The following is a 16909-nucleotide window of genomic DNA, read 5'->3' on the forward strand; positions in this document are numbered from 1 at the left end:
CCAAGCGCGTTTGCGCTGCTATACGCCCGTTACGCGAAAAGGCGCGAGGCTGTTTTCGCAACAATCATCGCTTTCCTTGCTGCATGCTGCAAGCGCGTTTCGCAACTGCAGCCAAAAGGCAAGGTCGGCACAACACTGGGTGAGATCATGGGACGCAGAGCACTGGTCACGGGTGGAACACGCGGCATCGGCGCCGCCATCGCGGTGAAGCTGAAAGACGCTGGATACGATGTAGCTGCCAATTACGGGGGCAATGACGAAGCCGCAAAGGCTTTCAGCGACGAAACCGGCATTCCGGCCTTCAAATGGGATGTCGGCGACTATGACGCCTGTGTCACGGGTCTGGCGCAAGTCGCAGACGCCCAGGGCGGTCCGCTGGAAGTGCTGGTGAATAATGCCGGGATTACGCGGGATGGCATGTTCCACAAAATGACGCCTGAGCAGTGGAATGATGTGATCCGCGTGGATCTGACCTCACTGTTCAACATGACCCGCCCGGTCATTGATGGCATGCGCGAAGGCGGGTTTGGCCGCGTTGTGAATATCTCCTCGATCAATGGCCAGAAAGGTCAGATGGGTCAGGTCAACTATTCGGCGGCCAAGGCCGGCGTGATCGGTTTCACCAAAGCACTGGCGCAGGAAACCGCGCGCAAGGGCATTACCGTCAACTGCGTCGCGCCGGGTTATATCGATACGGACATGGTTGCGGCCGTGCCGGAAAATGTGCTGCAGAGCATTATCGGCGGCATTCCGGTTAATCGCCTCGGTAAGGCAGACGAGATTGGCGCGGCGGTCGTTTATCTCTGCGGCGATGAGGCCGGTTTCGTCACGGGTGCCACACTGGCAGCAAATGGCGGACAATACGTCTCCGGTTAATCTGAGCGCCCTAATTTTGCCCATCTAGGAGGGCAGTGAGGGGCTGATGATTACGCGCAGACTTTTCCTTGCCGCAACGCTTCCCGCTGTGGTGATGGGGGTGCCTGTCCTTGCGGCAGGCGCTGACAGCCCTTTGCGCAACCGCCGGAACCGGCGTGAAGAAGTCGAGCCGGTCGCGGAATTCCATCGCCAGGATGGCCGCGCCGGTTTCGTTCTCGACCGCTCCGGCGATGTCTGGCTTCTACAGCCGTTGAACGGTGGAGAAGTCCTCGCGCTTGCGCCGCAGAGAGCTCCCGGCGGTGATACGAGCTTCCAGACAGATTGGGGGCAGGAGATCATCCGGGTGTCGTCTATCGGAGCGGTGACGTATTACCCGGAAGATCAGCCAAATGGGGTGATCGCCGAGGAATGGGAGCCCGCGCGCCCGATCGAGATCCCCGATGCCGGTGTTGACGCTCTGCGCAATCGGGTCACAGAAGCCGCGCTTGAACTGGCAGATCTGTTTGGCCGCCCGATACAGGTCGAATATGGCGCGGCCCCGCGCGACGGTTTGGGCATGATGGTGGAAACATTTGACCGCCTGGTCGAAGCCATGGAGTTGGCTTTGGACGAGGGGGCCAATCTGCAAGCACTGAACCGCGTGAAAGTTGCGACAGCGGACGCACCCTCGATGGAATTTGCCGCAGATCAGTTTCTGGTCCGCATCAATCCGCTGACCGGTTATGCAGGGCGTCCGTCTTCCATTCGCATGGCGCGGGCCCTGGCCGCGGGCTCAATCCCCGCCTGACGGTTTCCAGCCGGGCGGAGCCAGCTCAAATCCGCTGAAATCAAAGCCGGGCGCGACCGTACAACCCACCAGCGTCCAATCGCCAAGACTTGTTGCACTTTGCCAGGCATGTGCCGGAACAACGGCTTGTGGCCTGTGTCCCGCTGACAGATCGGAAGACAGTGTGAGTGTGTCTATATCGTCTTTGTCGGCGGCGATTTTCAGCGAAAGCGGCGCGCCCGCGTACCAATGCCAGACTTCCGCGGCATCAACCCGGTGCCAGTGCGAAATCTCGCCCTTGGTCAGCAAGAAATAGATCGCGGTGGAATGAGCGCGGCCTGAAGTCGCCTCATCTCGGAAAACCTCCTTGAACCAGCCGCCTTCTGGATGCCGTTCAAGGCCAAGTTCGGCGATAATTTCGTCGGCCGTCAAAACCGGTCCTTCCGCGCCCGCACTTCGGCAAACACCTCAACCGGGCCGGCATCAGACAATCCCACCGACTTCGCCAGCTCTGACGTATCCGGTCGCAAAAAGGGATTTGCAGCTTTTTCGCGTTCCAGCGTTGTGGGCACGGTCGCCAGCCCCTTCGCGCGTCTCTGATCAATGTCTATTGCATAGGACCGCAATTCGGGATTGTCCGGATCGACACTCAGGGCAAAGGCGGCATTGGCCTGCGTGTATTCATGGGCGCAATAAAGCACCGTCTCGTCTGGCCAGGCTCTCAGCTTAGAGAGGCTGTCCCACATGTTCTGCGGCGTGCCTTCAAATAACCGCCCGCAGCCGAGGGCAAACAGCGTGTCGCCGACAAAGGCAATTTTCTGGCCTGCAAAATGATAGACGATATGCCCCATCGTATGGCCGGGTGTGTAGATCACGTCGGCGATATGGTCGCCCAGACGCACTTGATCGCCATCGCCGATCCAATGATCAGCGGGCTCGATCCGGTGCTGATCATATTTCGGGGCATAAATTACGGCCCCGGTCGCGGCTTTCAGCGCTGCATTGCCGCCAGCATGATCGAAATGGTGATGCGTGTTCCAGATCTGCGTAATCGTCCAACCGGCTTCATTCGCCGCGGCCAGATAGGCGTCGGCATCGGGCGTGTCGATAGCGGCGGTTTCACCGCTGGCCGGATCGCGGACCAGAAAGCCGTAATTGTCAGACAGGCAGGAAAATTGCCGTATTTCCAGCTTTGACATTCATTTCACTCTTTTTCGCCAAGGCATTGTTAGCCTAAGACAGGAAGACTGGCACACACCGCCAGTTCAAGGAAAGCCGCAATGCGTTCGGACGCCGTCGAAATCGACCGCTTTTATACCACCGATCAGGGCATGGCCGCACAGGCCATGATCCTGCGGCGGATAGCGGCGCTTTGGCCGAATCTGAAAGACTATGACCTTCTGGCGATGGGATATGGTCCGCCGCTTCTGTCAAATCTCGGGGAAGGCGCCCGGCGAAAAGTGGCGTTCATGCCGGCCGAGCAGGGCGCGATCCGCTGGCCCGGCGACCATCCCTCCCTGACCGTTCTTGGCGAGGAAGCCCATCTGCCTTTCCCGGATTCCATGTTCGACCGGATCATTCTGATTCACGCGCTGGAGGAGAGCGCCTCTCCGGCCCATCTCCTGCGCGAACTCTGGAGGGTTACGGCGCCGCAAGGCCGGATCGCGCTTATAGCGCCAAACCGGACCGGTCTCTGGGCGCGGGTAGAGGCCACGCCTTTTGGTCATGGACGTCCCTTTTCCAAGGGCCAGCTCTCACGCCTGCTTGTCGATGCAGCGTTCACCCCAACAGCCTGGTCGCGCGCGCTCTACGCCCCGCCCTGGAAATGGGCGTGCAAGGATGACCGAGCTTTGGGGTGGGAGCGGGCCGGCGAGAAATTCTGGTCCCGGCTTGGCGGATTGATCATGGCCGAAGCCATCAAGCAGACAGGCGCTCTGACCCCCCGGCGGGCCAGGCCTGTACGTGTGCGGCTTCCTGCCCTTGAAGGACGACCGGCCCCCGCGCTATCTCCTCGCCGGGAACCGATTGAGGATAAATGAGATGAGCTTGCAGCCGCGCCCCGGAATTCTGGACATCAAACCCTACAAGCCCGGCGCAGCCGATGCCCCCGGCATTGCCAACCCGGTCAAGCTGTCCTCGAATGAAAACCCGCTCGGCTGCTCGCCCAAAGCGGCTGAGGCTTTCAAGTCAGCGTCGGCCAAGCTGAATCTTTATCCCGATGGCGGTGCCACAAAGTTGCGCGAAGCCATTGCCAAGGCCAATGATCTGGACGCCAGCCGGATCGTCTGCGGCACCGGATCGGACGAATTGCTGCAGCTTCTGGGCCGGGCCTATCTCGCGCCAGGCGACAAGGTCGTGCAATCCCAGTACGGCTTCCTCGTTTACCGGCTTGTGGCTATGCAATCAGGGGCGGAATTCATCAGCGCCCCGGAAACCGATTACACCGCCAATGTGGATGCCATTCTCGAAGCGGCCGGCGACGATGCCCGGATTGTCTTCCTGGCCAATCCGAACAACCCCACCGGCACCTATATCTCGCACGATGAAATCCGGCGGCTGCGCGAAGGCCTGCACGCAACCACCATGCTGGTCGTGGATGAAGCCTATGCCGAATATGTCGACGAACCGGATTATCAGACGGCGTTTGATCTGGCGGATGAATACGACAATCTGGTCGTGACCCGCACTTTCTCGAAAATTCATGGTCTGGCCGCCGTCCGGCTGGGCTGGGCCTATGCTGATGCCGCCATTATCGACGTGCTCAACCGCGTTCGTGGACCCTTCAACGTCAATCTGCCAGCTATTGAGGCGGGAATCGCGGCGATTAATGATGTCGGGTTCCAGCAGCGCTCGGCGGATGAGAACCGTCAAGGCCTCGCCTATTTGCGTCAGCAACTTGCGGGGATGGGTCTGGAGGTCACGCCGAGCGTGGGGAATTTTGTGCTGGTTCACTTCTCACAAACGCCCGGAAAGACCGCTGTTGACGCCGATGCCTTCCTGACCAAGCGTGGGCTGATCGTGCGCCCTGTTGCCGCCTATGGCTTGCCGGATGCGTTGCGGATCACCATCGGTCTTGAGGACCAGAATCGGCAGATTGCCGACGCGCTCCGCGAGTTTCTGGCCGCCTAGTCGATCACCGGGCCTACAGCGCCGAGCCGGACCGGCCCGAAATAGACCCCGCCATTGCGGAAAGCGAGCGGCACGGCAGTGCCGTTCTCGCCCCGCGGGGCGGATTGGGCCACCAGCCGCATGGCTCCGGCATTTTCCTGCGAGATAGACCCGGTTTCAATCAAGGCATCTACAACTGCTTCCGGATCCAGAAGATTCAGGCTGATCCGGCCCTGCGGGCGCAAGGCCTCGTCCAGCGTCATCTGGCCTTCGGCATCCATGTCGAGCCGGCCCCAGTCGATATGGAACTCGCGAAGCGTGTACTGCCCGTCGGCTTGCGACCAGGCTGCCAGATCTGCTGACCGAGCCAGTTCATTCCATTGCGAAATCACGAAATCCGCCTGCAAACGCGTGATTTCGTCTCCAAAGGCGGCAAACAGGACGGGATCGATCCCCTCTTCTGCCAGACCCACTTCATCAAGCTGTACGCGCACTGCCATTTCACCGGTTTCGCTGGTGGCGGCGCTCAGGCGTAAATCCGACACGCCGGTAACGACACTGGAAGCCGGCCCGTCGGCCTGAATCGTCATTGCGCTGACTTCGGCTCCAATGCGCTGGGTGACGCCGCCATTACCGGACACGCTGAAACGGGCATCCCCGAACATGAAATCCAGCGCCTGTCCGCCCTGTTCGAGGCGCGCCGTGTTTCCGAGGGAAATGATCCAGTGCGAAAAATCATAGGGCAGCGCGTTGGCGCGAAAGGATTCCAGCTCGATCGTCCATCCGCCTTCGCGCGCGGGGGCCTGGATCACAACCGCATCGGTGGCCACCGAAAAACGATAGGGAAAGCCGCCGATTTCGACCGGCGAATGGCTGATTTCGTACCCGGCCGCAACCTGCACAGCTTCCCACTCAGCAACAGACTGCGCAATCTGACCGCGCGCATAGAACCAATAGCCGGTATAGGCCAGCAGCACGATGAGGATCGCAAAAACGGGAAACGCAAAACGCTTGGGCATGGAAGGTGTCTTTCGTAGAGATCAGCAGTCGGGCTGGTGGTGCAAAGCCCGCGTTCCGGTTTCAATACGCGATTGCAGTGCCGTCATGAAGTCATCACGTGACATTCCCGGTGCAATGGGTTCGAGAAACTCGATCACAGCCGTGCCCGGCTTGCGGATAATGCCCCGCCCGGCCCAGTAGGACCCGCTATTCAAGGCCACAGGCACACAAGGTACCTTCATGGCCGCATACAATCCGGCAACACCTGGCTTCAGCTCGGTAAATTCGCCGGGTTTCATCCGGGTCCCTTCCGGGAAAATCAGGATCTGGCGGCCTTCCTCGGCGCGATCGCGCGCATCCCGCAGCATTTTTCGCAAGGCTTTTGCCGCTGCGCCCCGGTCCACCACAATATTTTCCAGTTTCACGGCAAACCAGCCAAAGAAGGGCAGGTAGGACAGCTCCTTTTTCAGGATGATCGCTGGATCGTCCAGAATTTGCCAGAAGGCCTGGGTTTCCAGCATGCTTTCATGGCGCGAAGCGATAAGCGCGCCCCCTTCGGGCAAATTCTCCCGACCGCGCACTTCATAGCGCTGGCCACAGATGATCCACAGGCCGCCAAAAACAAGCTTCAGCCAGAAGCGGAAGGCGGCACGGGCGAAGCTTCGTGGGAACAGCAGCATCCAGATCAGGGTCAGGCCGAGAATGACCATCGAGCCATACATCCAGATCACAAAAATCACGGACCGGATGACGGTGAGCGGTCCGGCAGGCGTCATCCTTCGTCTCCATTGAAGCTGCCGCGGGCCATCTCCCGCAGGAAAACGGCCGAGTATTTCAGATATTCTGTGGCCCACCGGCGCGCGGCGGTCGCGCTTTCCCAGGGCCGTGGAGAACGCACCGGCCAGGCGACCAGTTCCTTGTCCGGCATCAGGGCTTTTAATTCCAGAATGGCACGCGGCATATGAAAATCAGATGTCACAATGATCAGCCGGTCAAATGCGTTGGCCTCGGCCCAGGTCACAGCCTCGCGTGCATTTCCGATCGTATCGGCCGCCTCTCGGCCCAGTTCAACACAACACTCAAACAGGGCCGGATCAATGTTGGCCGATGACCGGATAGCGGCTTCACTGACATCCGGGTTTACACCGGAAATCAACAGGCGGTCTGCGACACCCTCTTCCAGCAGGCTGACAGCCATCGAGAGACGGCCTTCGCCGCCGGTCAGAACGATAATGCCATCGGCTGAGGTTTCTTCCGGCGGGTCCATCGCCGAGACATGACCGGAATAGGCCGCAAAGCCCGCCAGCAGGGCCGCCACGATCAAAAAGGCAAGCCCACGTAGCGTCATGGCGCTCGTCGAGGAATTTCGGCGTGAACGGCTCATAGCGCTACCATCTATTCCGCAATTCTTCTTCGACCGCCAGCCTGGCCGAGAGCGCAGCAATCACACCGGCAATTACGGGCGCAGCCAGCAGCGCGGCGATCTCGTAAGGGGCAAACAATATGGCAGGCAGGAAAGTCAATGCATCTTCATTTCTGCCGCCTACCGCAACCAGAATTGCGATCGCTGCCGCAAACACGGCGCCAGTGGCGCCCGCCTTCAGGCCGAGACTGAAAAATCGCCGTTCAAACAGGCCAGCGATATAGCGGTCGGTCGCGCCGACCACGTGCAAGGCATCGGCGACATCCCGCCGCGCAGCGAGCGAAGCCCGGGCGGCAAAGGCGATGACCGCGGCAGCCGCACCGACGATCAGCGCCAAAAGTCCAAGTGCCAGCAATCTGGCCAGCTGACTGGCTCTGGCGATGGCATCGCTCCAGCGTCCATGATCGTCAATTTCGGCCTGAATGCCTGCTGCACGAAGCTCTGCTGCAAGACCGTCCAGATCAATGCGGTCCGGATCGGACACCTCGACATCAATCAGCAAGGGGACGGGAAGGTCTCGCGGCAAGCCACCGGGCCCGAACCAGGGCTCCAGCAAAGCTTCCGAAGCTGCCCGGTCCCGCGCCGTCGCCGCTTCTATGCCCGGCAGGCCGGCAATAAGTGTAGCGGCCGTTTGTGCATCGGCGTTGGCATCGCGATTTTCTACCGGGCGGATCTGAACCGTCAGACTTTGATCCAGATCTGCCATCCAGCGCTCACTCGAAGTCCAGGCTCCCCGCGCGCCCAACGCAGCCAGACACGCCAGAAACACCAGAATGGCGGCCACAGCGAACAAGGGCCGGTCGCGGCCTTCATCCGGCGGCAACAGCTTCGCATTCCCGCCCGGTGGCGGTTTGGGTAAGGCCGGCTTTGTTGCTTCGATCTCGGTCATGCGGCGCGGTCCCGATAGGTAAGGCGGCCATCGGCCAGCGACATGACCGGCGCATCCAGTGCCCGTACCAGCGCGATATCGTGGGTGGCGATCAGCACGGTCGTGCCCAGCCGGTTCAGTTCGGCAAACAGGCGCAATAAACGCCGCGCCATGTCCGGATCCACATTGCCGGTCGGTTCATCTGCGATCAGCAATTCGGGTTGGTTCACAACAGCCCGGGCAATCGCCACGCGCTGTTGTTCCCCGCCAGACAGGGTGGCGGGCCGCGATTCCATATGGTGGGCGAGACCCACCCAGTTGATCAGTTCGGCGACATCTTCGGCATAGTCCGCGCGCTTCTGACCCGCCACGCGCAAAGGCAGGGCAACATTTTCAAACACGCTGAGATGATCGAGCATCCGGAATTCCTGAAACACCACGCCGATCCGGCGGCGCAAATCCGGCAATTCTTTGCGGCGCAAGGCGGCGGTATCATGGCCAAAATGCTCGATGACGCCGCGCGAGGCTTTGTGCGCCATGTAGATGAGCCGCAAAAGCGAGGTTTTGCCTGCCCCGGACGGCCCTGTCAGGAAAGTAAAACTCCCCCGGGAGAGCTGAAAACTGACATCCTTGAGAATTTCCGGACCCCGGCCATACCGCATGCCGACCGTCTCGAAGCGGACAATCGCTTCGGATTCACTTTGTGGAAAGGGGTTCACGGCAATTTCGGTCAACGGAATTCCAACCCGCCCTCGCGGCGATACAGGTGAATCGGGCACTCATGATACTCAGCTGTCCCAGTTGTGAAACGCGATATCGTGCAAATCCCACGGCTATTGGTGTCAATGGCCGCCGGGTGAAATGCGCGGCGTGCGGCCATATCTGGACAGCCCGCAATGAGGACGAGCCGGTTCTGGAGCCGCTTGACCCGATCGACGACATTATCAAACCGGCGGCCAAAACCGAGCCGGAAACACCAAAAGCGCCGCATCGCGCCTTCCGTGAGCGCGCGGAGCAACGCCGTCAGTCGCAGCTGAAAAAAGCCGCCGCGGGAGCGTGGAGCGGGCTCGCCGTGGCGACTGCCGGTGTGATCGTCGTGGGTGTGTTGTTCCGGATGGATGTGGTCAGCGTCTGGCCGCAAGCGTCCAGCGCCTATGCCGCGGTCGGCCTGGAAGCCAATATCCATGGTATGACCATCGAAACGCTGGAGGTGGCGCGCGGGGAAGAACATAGCATTCCCACGGTGACGCTGACCGGCGAAGTGCGCAATATCGACCGGCAGGTCCGCGCCGCACCGGCCCTTCAGGCCCGCCTGATCGGTGCTAATGACGAGGCGGTGCTGGAATGGACGGTTCTCGTCGAAGGCGGCGAGTTGGCGCCGGGCGAACGCCGCAGCTTTTCCACGATTGTGACTGACCCGCCGGAAAACGCCGTCGATGTGGAAATCACGCTGGCTGATTTTTCTGCACCTGTTGAAGATGTTTACGCATCGGCGCCGGAAAACACTAACCCGCACTAGCGATCAAGACCCGAACCGGTCGAGCAGCCGCTCGATATAATCCAACTCATCCTGATCCAACCCGCGCTCTGCCGCGCGCTCACGCAATTCCTCCAGAATTTCACGTGCCCGCAAGCGTTCAGCCTCGTCGGGAATGTCCACACCCCCGCCATCGGCGGCACCGCCGCCGCTTTCCTCGGGGCGTCCCAGCGGATCATTCTGGCCATCCTGACCGGCTTGCTGTGCGGCTTGAGTGCGTTCTAACAGGCCCTGTGCCAGCTCTTCTGCGCCCTCGCGGAGCGCTTGCAGCGCCGCATCCTGATCCTGCAATGCACCCTCGGCATCGCCACCCTCCAGCGCTTCTTGCGCGCGGCGCATGGCCTCGGCGGCATCGCCAAAACTTTCACCGGATTCACCCGGCAGGGCTTGAGCCAAACCACTGAGGCGATCTGCCAGCTGGCCTTGCTGTTCGGCCAGCGCGTCAGTACCGCCCGATTGCGATCCAGGTTGGCCCGCCTGCCCGTCACTCTGACCGGATTGCCAGCCTTGCTGTTCGCCAGGTTGACCCGCCTGCGGCTGGCCTTGTTGGGCGCCTTGATTCTGGCCCTGGTTTTCGCCGGACTGGCCGCCCTCGGCTTGGTCAAACGTATCTTCCTGCAACTGGCGTTGTTCACCGATGACGTCGCCCAACTCCTCCAGCGCTTCGCGCATGGCTTCGCTGATCTCGTCATTGCCTTCGCCTTGTCCTTGACCGGCCTGGAGCGTCATTTCCATATTGCGCAGGATTTCGCCAAGCGTTTGCAGGGCTTCGCGGGCATCCGCCGTATCGCCCAGCTCGGCGGCATCCCGCAGCGCGTCCAGAAGCGCCTGCAATTCATCGGTCATCATTTGCTGACCGCCGCCGCCCTGGCCTTCGGCGACGCGGCCTTCTTCCGCCGCTTCACGGGCCAGCGCTGCCAGATAGTTTTCCATGGCCTGTTCATAGGCCTCGAACAGGGGTGCGAGCTCGGTTTCATCGGCCCCGCGCGCCAGAGCCTCCATCAGCGCCCGTTCGGCAGCACGCAAAGCGCGTTCCGCATCTGCCAGCGAGCCCAGCTCTGCCCGGAGCGCAATTTGCCAGAGATTGGCCTCGAGCGGCCCGATTTCTTCGAATTCCCGCGCCCGGCGTAGACGATGGAGTTCATGGCGGAGGCCAAGATAGACAATTGGATCTTCAAAATAGAATTCCGGCGCATCCGTTATCGCATCCAGCGCGGTCGCGACGAATTGCAAATCTTCCGGCGCGCGCTCAATGCGGCGCTCAGGCTCTTCACCCTGGAAAGGCGGCAAGGCCGCAACATCCTCTTGAAGAAGGGGCTCGCGCTGCGGCAGCGGGGCATAATCGCGCGGCGAGGCCAGGACGATACGGCGCTGTTCGGAGACGGCTCGGGCCAGCGGGTCCAGGAAGACGCGTTCCGGCAGGGTCAAAGAGATTTCCGGTGACGTGCCAGTATTCCCACCGCCATCGGTTGCAGCGACACGCAGATCCACTCGCGATCCGGCAAGCGCATTCTGGGCCGTTGAAACGCTGGCGCGATAGCCGTCTTCACCCTGGCTGAGATCCGCGCCGTCGATCTCGATAACCGACCAATCAGCTTCACCGTCATCTTCCGGCCGGAATTCGACGCGGAATTCGTCGGCGCCATAATCGTCTTCAACTTCGAAGATCAGGATCAGCTCACCCTCAACCGTTGCTTCCGGGGCGGCGGTAATTCGAACATCCGGCGGGGTATCTGCCACGGCTTCAATGCGATAGGCGGCGCGTTCGCGTCCAGCCCGTAAGGTCACCACCGCATCGCTCTCGATCACAAGATGGCTCTGCCAGACGCCATCACCGATAGACCGGTTCTCGGCCCGCTCGCGGCCATTGCGGACATTGGGCGCCCTCCGCACCCCGGCGGTACGGATCACAAGTTCCGAACCGGCGGGAACCGACGCGCTTGTCTGTCCGTCCTGGAAGAAGACCGGGGCCATGCGGGTGTATTCGGGCGGATTCAGCCAGACATCGACCTGGGCGGTTTCAACGCCGCTATAGACCGGGGCAAAACCGAAACTGTCCGACAGGCGTTGCCAGGCGAGATCCCCGGCCAGGACCCAGCCCGACACCAGAAGGACGCCAATCAACCCCCGCAGACCCCAGCCATCGATCCGGGCCCAGGCGGCAAAAGGACGCCGTGCGCGCGCGCCTTTCAGGCGTTCTGCCATGCGGTGCTGGTGAGCGGCCCAGACCTCGGCGGCCTCACCGGATGTGTCCGCCGGTTTGTCGATCAGCGCTTCATGGGGTCGCGCCGGGATGCCAGAATCTTCTTCAACACGGCGCGCGGCTTCTTCGTCATCCGGCCATTGGGTCTGACGCCATTGCCGCCAGCCGAGCCAGCCCGCCAGGCCGACCACGCCGGCATAGACCAGCGCCCGCCAAGGGTCGCCGATCTGATCCCATAATCCAAAGACGGAAACGACGGAAAAGGCACCGATCAGCAATGCCGCCGGCCACAACACCGGTGCAAGGCGTTCCCATAACAGCGCAAGACGCGCCTGGATCAGAGGCCAAAATCTCATTGCACTCAAACTAGCATGTCAGAGAAGCGCGCCTAGGCGCGCCTGCATTACGATTTGTTGATCTACTCGGACGGCTCTGCACGATCCGGGCCGCCCCAGGCCGGCGGAGGCCGTTCCAGATCGCCGCGCAGGCCACAGCCTGCTACTGCCAGACCACCGATAATCACCACCAGAGCGACCAGCTTTCTCATCCGCTTTGCCTTTCTGCAAGGCGTGCCTGCCACGCCTGAACCTGTTCTCTTACGCGGATTGGTGCGGTTCCGCCATAGCTGGTCCGGCTTTCCATGGAGGCGCGTGCCGACAGGACCTTAAAGACGTCCTGTCTGAGCGCTGCTTCCACGCTTTGCATGTCAGCCAAAGACAGGCCGGATAGGGGCACGCCCTTGATTTCTGCCAGTTTTACAATCGACCCGGCGATGTGATGCGCGTCCCGGAAGGGCTTGCCAAGTTCGCGCACAACGTAGTCGGCAAGGTCCGTGGCATCGGAATAGGCTTCGCCAGCGGCCACTTCCATCGCCTCGGAATTGAACGTCAGATCCCCGGCCATGCCGGTCATCGCCATCAAAGCGAGTTCCAGATCATCCATGGCCTGAAACACAGGGGGCTTGTCTTCCTGCAAATCTTTGGAATAGGCGAGCGGTAGCCCTTTGACGACGATGATCAGGGTTTGTAACGCGCCGGCAATCCGGCCCGGCTTGGCGCGGACCAGCTCGGCGGCATCCGGGTTTCGCTTTTGCGGCATTATGGAGGAACCGGTCGACCATTCATCCGACAGGCTGGCAAAATCAAAGCGCTTGGACGTCCACAAGACGATCTCTTCGGCAAACCGCGAAAGGTTTACTGCGCAGATGGACGCGGCTGCCAGGACTTCCAGCGCAAAATCGCGGCTGGACACACCGTCCAGCGAATTTGCCATGGGCCGGGAAAACCCGAGCGTCGTAGCTGTCTTGTCGCGATCAATCGGGAAGGCAGTGCCGGCAAGGGCGGCGCAGCCCAGCGGGGACTCGTTCAGCCTTGCTCGCGCATCGGCAAACCGGCCTCTATCGCGCTCGGCGGCTTCGACCCAGCATAGTAAATGATGACCGAGGCTGACCGGCTGGGCGGTCTGGAGATGCGTAAAACCGGGCATCACCGTGCCCGCGTGTTCCTCAGCCCGTTTGACCAGTGCGGCCTGATAGCCGGACAGCAGGTTTTCCATGCGCTCACACGCAGCCCGCAGCCAGAGCCGGAAATCGGTCGCGACCTGATCATTGCGCGATCGGGCTGTATGCAAACGACCGGCTGCTTCACCAACAATCTCCTTGAGGCGTGCTTCGATGTTCATGTGAACATCTTCCAGCGCCGCCGACCATTTCATCTCACCGGCCAGAACCTCAGCGCGGATCTGTTCCAGCCCGCGCGCAATTTCCGCTGCATCCTGGCTTGAAATAATGTCCGTGGCGGCCAACATTTCCGCATGAGCGAGGGAACCCGCAATGTCCTCCAGCGCCATTCGCTGGTCGATTTCAATCGAGGCATTGATGGTTTCCATGACTTCCGACGGGGAGCCGGAAAAGCGGCCACCCCAGAGCGCATTGGTTTGTTTTTTTCCGTCCGTCATGGCCGGGTCCCAGTTCGAAAGGTTGCAGCGATGCAAGTCTCGCCTTTGAAAGCCGGTATCATCACTTGCACGGTCCTCTTGTTTGCCGCAATCGCCTATGTGTTGTTTTCCGGCATGCAGGGACCCGCTCCAAGCGGACTTGCCAGCTATGCGCGCGGTGAGATGGCCCTTTTTGAAACGCTGGAAGATGCACCGCCGCGCCCGCCTTATGGCTTTATAGATCCTGACGGCGTTGAGCGGACTTTGGCCGATTATGAAGGCCGGGTCATTCTGGTGAATTACTGGGCCACCTGGTGCGCCCCCTGTATCGTGGAAATGCCCGCGCTGGATGAGTTGCAGGTGCTGTATGGTGGAGATGATTTCGCTGTTGTGACGATCAGTGCCGACCGCCGCATTGAAGATGCGCAGCGCTTCTTTGAGGAAAACGACCTTCCGAACCTGCCGATTTATCACGACAATTCCTTCGCCGGGCCGACTGCGGTTGGTGCGCGTGGCCTGCCCATGTCGATCATCTATTCCGCGCGCGGCGTGGAAATGGGCCGCATGCCGCGGGAGGCTGATTGGCATTCCGAGGATGCCCATGCGCTGATCGAGGCGGCGATCCGTATCGGCGGCGCGGGATAACGCCGCGAAGAATCCCTATGGCGAATACGGGAATTGACTTATGTCTCTTTTGCCAAGGAGAGACACATGTCGATTTCCCGCCAAAGCCTGCTTTTGCTCACTGTTGAGTCCGTTGCCATTTTCCTGTCGGTGCTGCTCGCCTTCTTCGTCGAGGAATGGCGCGATGACCGGCGGGAGATCCGTCAGATGCAGGAGGCTCTGGCGGTGATAAGTCACGAACTTCAATCAAACGCAGCCGAAATAGAACAAACGCTTCCTTTTCACCGCGAAAGCCTGCCGATCGTGGTGGAACAGGTGGAAGCGCTGGCCAACGGTGGAGATTTCCCTGGTCCCGGCGAGATCCGGTTTGCAAACGCGCCGGTCTTGTCCACAGCTGCTTATTCCATGGCGGTCAACACAGGCGCTCTCGAACGCGCGCCGACTGACGCGCTGATCGCCATTTCCCTGGCCTATCAGCGTATCGGCCAGGTCGATCGGGTCAGCATTTCGCTGGCCGAGCGCAATGCCCAGGTGCGCTATAATGATGGCGTTCGATACTTGTCCGGTTTTGTCTATTTCTACGGCTCGATCATCAGCACGGAAGAAGCTGCCCTGTCGACGATCGCACAGGCCCGCGCGGCCATCGAGCAGGCCCAATAAAAAAGCCCCGGCGTGATGACCGGGGCTTTAAATCAGAGCTGAAAACCGGGTCTAGAGACCGGCCTTGGTCAGCTCTTCTTCCAGTTCCGGCAGCGCCTTGAACAGGTCAGCCACCAGACCATAATCGGCAACCGAGAAAATCGGCGCTTCTTCATCCTTGTTGATGGCGACGATGATCTTTGAGTCTTTCATGCCGGCCAGGTGCTGGATGGCACCGGAAATGCCCACGGCGACATAAAGTTCCGGGGCAACGACCTTGCCGGTCTGACCGACCTGATAATCATTCGGCACATAGCCCGCATCAACAGCGGCGCGCGAAGCGCCCACAGCCGCATTGAGCTTGTCGGCAATCTTGTCCAACAGGACAAAATTATCGCCCGATTGCATGCCGCGGCCACCGGAGATGACGATCTTGGCGGCGCCCAGCTCCGGACGATCCGACTTGGAGAGCTCTTCGGAAACGAATTCGGATTTGAACGGACCGCCTGGCGCGTCGATGGTCTCAACGCTCGCAGAGCCGCCATCACCGATTTTCTCGAATGTCGTTGGACGCACCGTGATGACCTTTTTCGCGTCAGCAGATTTAACCGTCATCATCGCATTGCCCGCATAGATCGGACGCACGAAGGTGTCCGGGGCTTCAACCGAGACGATCTCGGAGATCTGCATCACATCCAGCTTGGCGGCAATGCGCGGGGCAAAGTTCTTGCCCGTCGTGGACGCGACGGCCATCATCACATCATAACCGTCCATCAAAGGCAGGATGAGCGCTTCCAGCGCTTCCGCTGTCGGTTTGGCAAAAACGTCTGCATCGGCGTGCAGCACTTTTGCAACGCCGTCGAGGCCGGCAGCGGCAGACGCAACATCGCCCGCGCCCGATCCAGCGACGAGCACATGGATGTCTCCACCAATGGCCTTGGCCGCGGTGACCGCCGCTCGCGTGGCGTCATTCAGGGCCGCATTGTCATGTTCAGCAACGAGAAGGATGCTCATCAGATTACTCCTTCCTGGTTTTTCAGCTTGTCGACCAGCTCGGCCACGCTCTCGACCTTGATACCGGCTTCGCGCTTGGGCGGTTCGGTGACTTTCAGAACGGAAAGACGCGGCGCGATATCAACGCCATAATCACCGGGCGATTTGGCGTCGATCGGCTTGCGCTTGGCCTTCATAATGTTTGGCAGGGACGCATAGCGCGGTTCGTTCAGGCGGAGGTCGGTAGTGATGATCGCCGGGGTTTGGACCGAAATGGTCTGCAGGCCGCCATCAATCTCGCGGGTGACTTGCGCCTTGCCCTCAGACAGCTCGACTTCCGATGCAAAAGTGGCTTGCGGCCAGTCCAGCAGCGCGGCCAGCATCTGGCCGGTCTGGTTGCTGTCATCATCAATGGCCTGCTTGCCGAGGATCACCAGATCCGGGCTTTCCTCACCGACGACTTTTTCCAGAAGTTTGGCAACGCCCAGCGGTTCAACGGTGTCGTCCGTCTGGATCAGAATGCCGCGATCGGCGCCCATGGCGAGCGCGGTGCGGATGGTTTCCTGGGCCTGTTGCGGTCCGATGGACACCACAACGATTTCATCGACGCCGCCCTTTTCCTTCATGCGTACTGCTTCTTCGACAGCGATTTCGCAGAAAGGGTTCATCGACATTTTCACATTGGCCAGATCCACGCCGGTCTGATCGGGTTTGACCCGGACCTTGACGTTATAATCGACCACCCGTTTCACGGGCACGAGTATCTTCATGGAAATTCCCCGGTCTGTGCGGGCATAGGTCAGCCCGCCTCAATCCTCTGGATGAAAATCAGGGCGCGAAATTGCAATCCAGCCGACCGGAAGTCAACGCATGCACCGCATGCGAATTGCCGCATAGAAAAAGGCCGGACGCAGGGCATCCGGCCTTGTTCAAAGTGA

General features: G+C 60.5%; 19 protein-coding genes. 7 read left to right on the plus strand and 12 right to left on the minus strand.

Features of this window, described 5'->3' with window-relative positions:
* The first annotated feature begins 147 nt into the window (after positions 1-147).
* Complete coding sequence (phbB, locus tag ACO079_RS12340) at positions 148-876, plus strand: acetoacetyl-CoA reductase (protein WP_421790481.1); 729 nt, start codon at positions 148-150, stop codon at positions 874-876.
* Positions 877-922: 46 nt separating this feature from the next.
* Positions 923-1663 carry a DUF4908 domain-containing protein gene (locus tag ACO079_RS12345; protein WP_421790483.1) on the plus strand — a complete coding sequence of 247 codons (741 nt, stop codon included), beginning with the start codon at positions 923-925 and terminating at the stop codon, positions 1661-1663.
* Here the strand turns inward: ACO079_RS12345 and ACO079_RS12350 are convergent.
* Together ACO079_RS12350 and gloB are read right to left on the minus strand one after the other, a co-directional pair.
* Positions 1649-2074, minus strand: a complete 426-nt coding sequence (locus ACO079_RS12350) for a cupin domain-containing protein (RefSeq protein WP_421790485.1) — start codon at positions 2072-2074, stop codon at positions 1649-1651. The two genes, ACO079_RS12345 and ACO079_RS12350, sit on opposite strands and share 15 nt — an antisense overlap.
* Positions 2071-2841, minus strand: a complete 771-nt coding sequence (gene gloB, locus ACO079_RS12355) for a hydroxyacylglutathione hydrolase (protein WP_421790486.1) — start codon at positions 2839-2841, stop codon at positions 2071-2073. The genes ACO079_RS12350 and gloB overlap by 4 nt, the downstream gene beginning before the upstream one ends.
* A gap of 81 nt (positions 2842-2922) precedes the next feature.
* Here gloB and ACO079_RS12360 point away from each other — a divergent pair, with 81 nt between their 5' ends.
* On the plus strand, positions 2923-3681 hold the full coding sequence (locus ACO079_RS12360; RefSeq protein ID WP_421790487.1) for a class I SAM-dependent methyltransferase: 759 nt from the start codon (positions 2923-2925) through the stop codon (positions 3679-3681).
* Between the two features lies 1 nt (position 3682).
* Complete coding sequence (gene hisC / locus ACO079_RS12365) at positions 3683-4771, plus strand: histidinol-phosphate transaminase (protein WP_421790489.1); 1089 nt, start codon at positions 3683-3685, stop codon at positions 4769-4771.
* Here hisC and ACO079_RS12370 read toward each other — a convergent pair.
* The 5 genes from ACO079_RS12370 to ftsE are packed head-to-tail and all read right to left on the minus strand — an operon-like array spanning position 4768 to position 8702.
* On the minus strand, positions 4768-5769 hold the full coding sequence (locus ACO079_RS12370) for a DUF2125 domain-containing protein (RefSeq protein ID WP_421790491.1): 1002 nt from the start codon (positions 5767-5769) through the stop codon (positions 4768-4770). The two genes, hisC and ACO079_RS12370, sit on opposite strands and share 4 nt — an antisense overlap.
* 21 nt (positions 5770-5790) lie before the next feature.
* Positions 5791-6525 (minus strand): lysophospholipid acyltransferase family protein, encoded by a 735-nt coding sequence (locus ACO079_RS12375; RefSeq protein WP_421790493.1) that lies wholly within the window; start codon positions 6523-6525, stop codon positions 5791-5793.
* Entirely contained in the window at positions 6522-7133 is a 612-nt protein-coding gene (locus tag ACO079_RS12380) for a YdcF family protein (protein ID WP_421790495.1), read from the minus strand. The genes ACO079_RS12375 and ACO079_RS12380 overlap by 4 nt, the downstream gene beginning before the upstream one ends.
* A gap of 4 nt (positions 7134-7137) precedes the next feature.
* The gene (locus ACO079_RS12385; RefSeq protein WP_421790497.1) at positions 7138-8061 is read right to left on the minus strand and encodes a cell division protein FtsX; all 924 of its coding nucleotides are present in this window, start codon (positions 8059-8061) and stop codon (positions 7138-7140) included.
* Positions 8058-8702, minus strand: a complete 645-nt coding sequence (gene ftsE, locus ACO079_RS12390) for a cell division ATP-binding protein FtsE (protein ID WP_421792961.1) — start codon at positions 8700-8702, stop codon at positions 8058-8060. Before ftsE ends, ACO079_RS12385 begins: the two co-directional genes overlap by 4 nt.
* A 119-nt stretch (positions 8703-8821) precedes the next feature.
* Here ftsE and ACO079_RS12395 point away from each other — a divergent pair, with 119 nt between their 5' ends.
* Positions 8822-9559 (plus strand): MJ0042-type zinc finger domain-containing protein, encoded by a 738-nt coding sequence (locus tag ACO079_RS12395; protein WP_421790499.1) that lies wholly within the window; start codon positions 8822-8824, stop codon positions 9557-9559.
* Between the two features lie 3 nt (positions 9560-9562).
* On the opposite strand, the gene ACO079_RS12400 is transcribed toward ACO079_RS12395, so the two are convergent.
* The 3 genes from ACO079_RS12400 to argH form a co-directional block, all read right to left on the minus strand.
* A complete protein-coding gene (locus ACO079_RS12400) occupies positions 9563-12136 on the minus strand; it encodes a DUF4175 domain-containing protein (protein ID WP_421790501.1) in 2574 nt (857 codons plus the stop codon).
* Positions 12137-12198: 62 nt separating this feature from the next.
* The gene (gene lptM / locus ACO079_RS12405) at positions 12199-12327 is read right to left on the minus strand and encodes an LPS translocon maturation chaperone LptM (protein ID WP_421790503.1); all 129 of its coding nucleotides are present in this window, start codon (positions 12325-12327) and stop codon (positions 12199-12201) included.
* Positions 12324-13736: an argininosuccinate lyase gene (argH, locus tag ACO079_RS12410; RefSeq protein WP_421790505.1), complete on the minus strand. Its 1413-nt coding sequence runs from the start codon at positions 13734-13736 to the stop codon at positions 12324-12326. The genes lptM and argH overlap by 4 nt, the downstream gene beginning before the upstream one ends.
* A gap of 30 nt (positions 13737-13766) precedes the next feature.
* Here argH and ACO079_RS12415 point away from each other — a divergent pair, with 30 nt between their 5' ends.
* A complete protein-coding gene (locus ACO079_RS12415) occupies positions 13767-14360 on the plus strand; it encodes a TlpA family protein disulfide reductase (RefSeq protein ID WP_421790507.1) in 594 nt (197 codons plus the stop codon).
* A gap of 66 nt (positions 14361-14426) precedes the next feature.
* The gene (locus ACO079_RS12420) at positions 14427-14999 is read left to right on the plus strand and encodes a hypothetical protein (RefSeq protein WP_421790509.1); all 573 of its coding nucleotides are present in this window, start codon (positions 14427-14429) and stop codon (positions 14997-14999) included.
* A gap of 51 nt (positions 15000-15050) precedes the next feature.
* Here the strand turns inward: ACO079_RS12420 and ACO079_RS12425 are convergent, their stop codons facing one another.
* On the minus strand, positions 15051-15992 hold the full coding sequence (locus tag ACO079_RS12425; RefSeq protein WP_421790511.1) for an electron transfer flavoprotein subunit alpha/FixB family protein: 942 nt from the start codon (positions 15990-15992) through the stop codon (positions 15051-15053).
* Positions 15992-16741 (minus strand): electron transfer flavoprotein subunit beta/FixA family protein, encoded by a 750-nt coding sequence (locus ACO079_RS12430; RefSeq protein WP_421790513.1) that lies wholly within the window; start codon positions 16739-16741, stop codon positions 15992-15994. The genes ACO079_RS12425 and ACO079_RS12430 overlap by 1 nt, the downstream gene beginning before the upstream one ends.
* Between the last annotated feature and the right edge of the window lie 168 nt (positions 16742-16909).

Source organism: Hyphobacterium sp. (assembly GCF_965228115.1).
In the GTDB taxonomy this organism is placed as follows: domain Bacteria; phylum Pseudomonadota; class Alphaproteobacteria; order Caulobacterales; family Maricaulaceae; genus Hyphobacterium.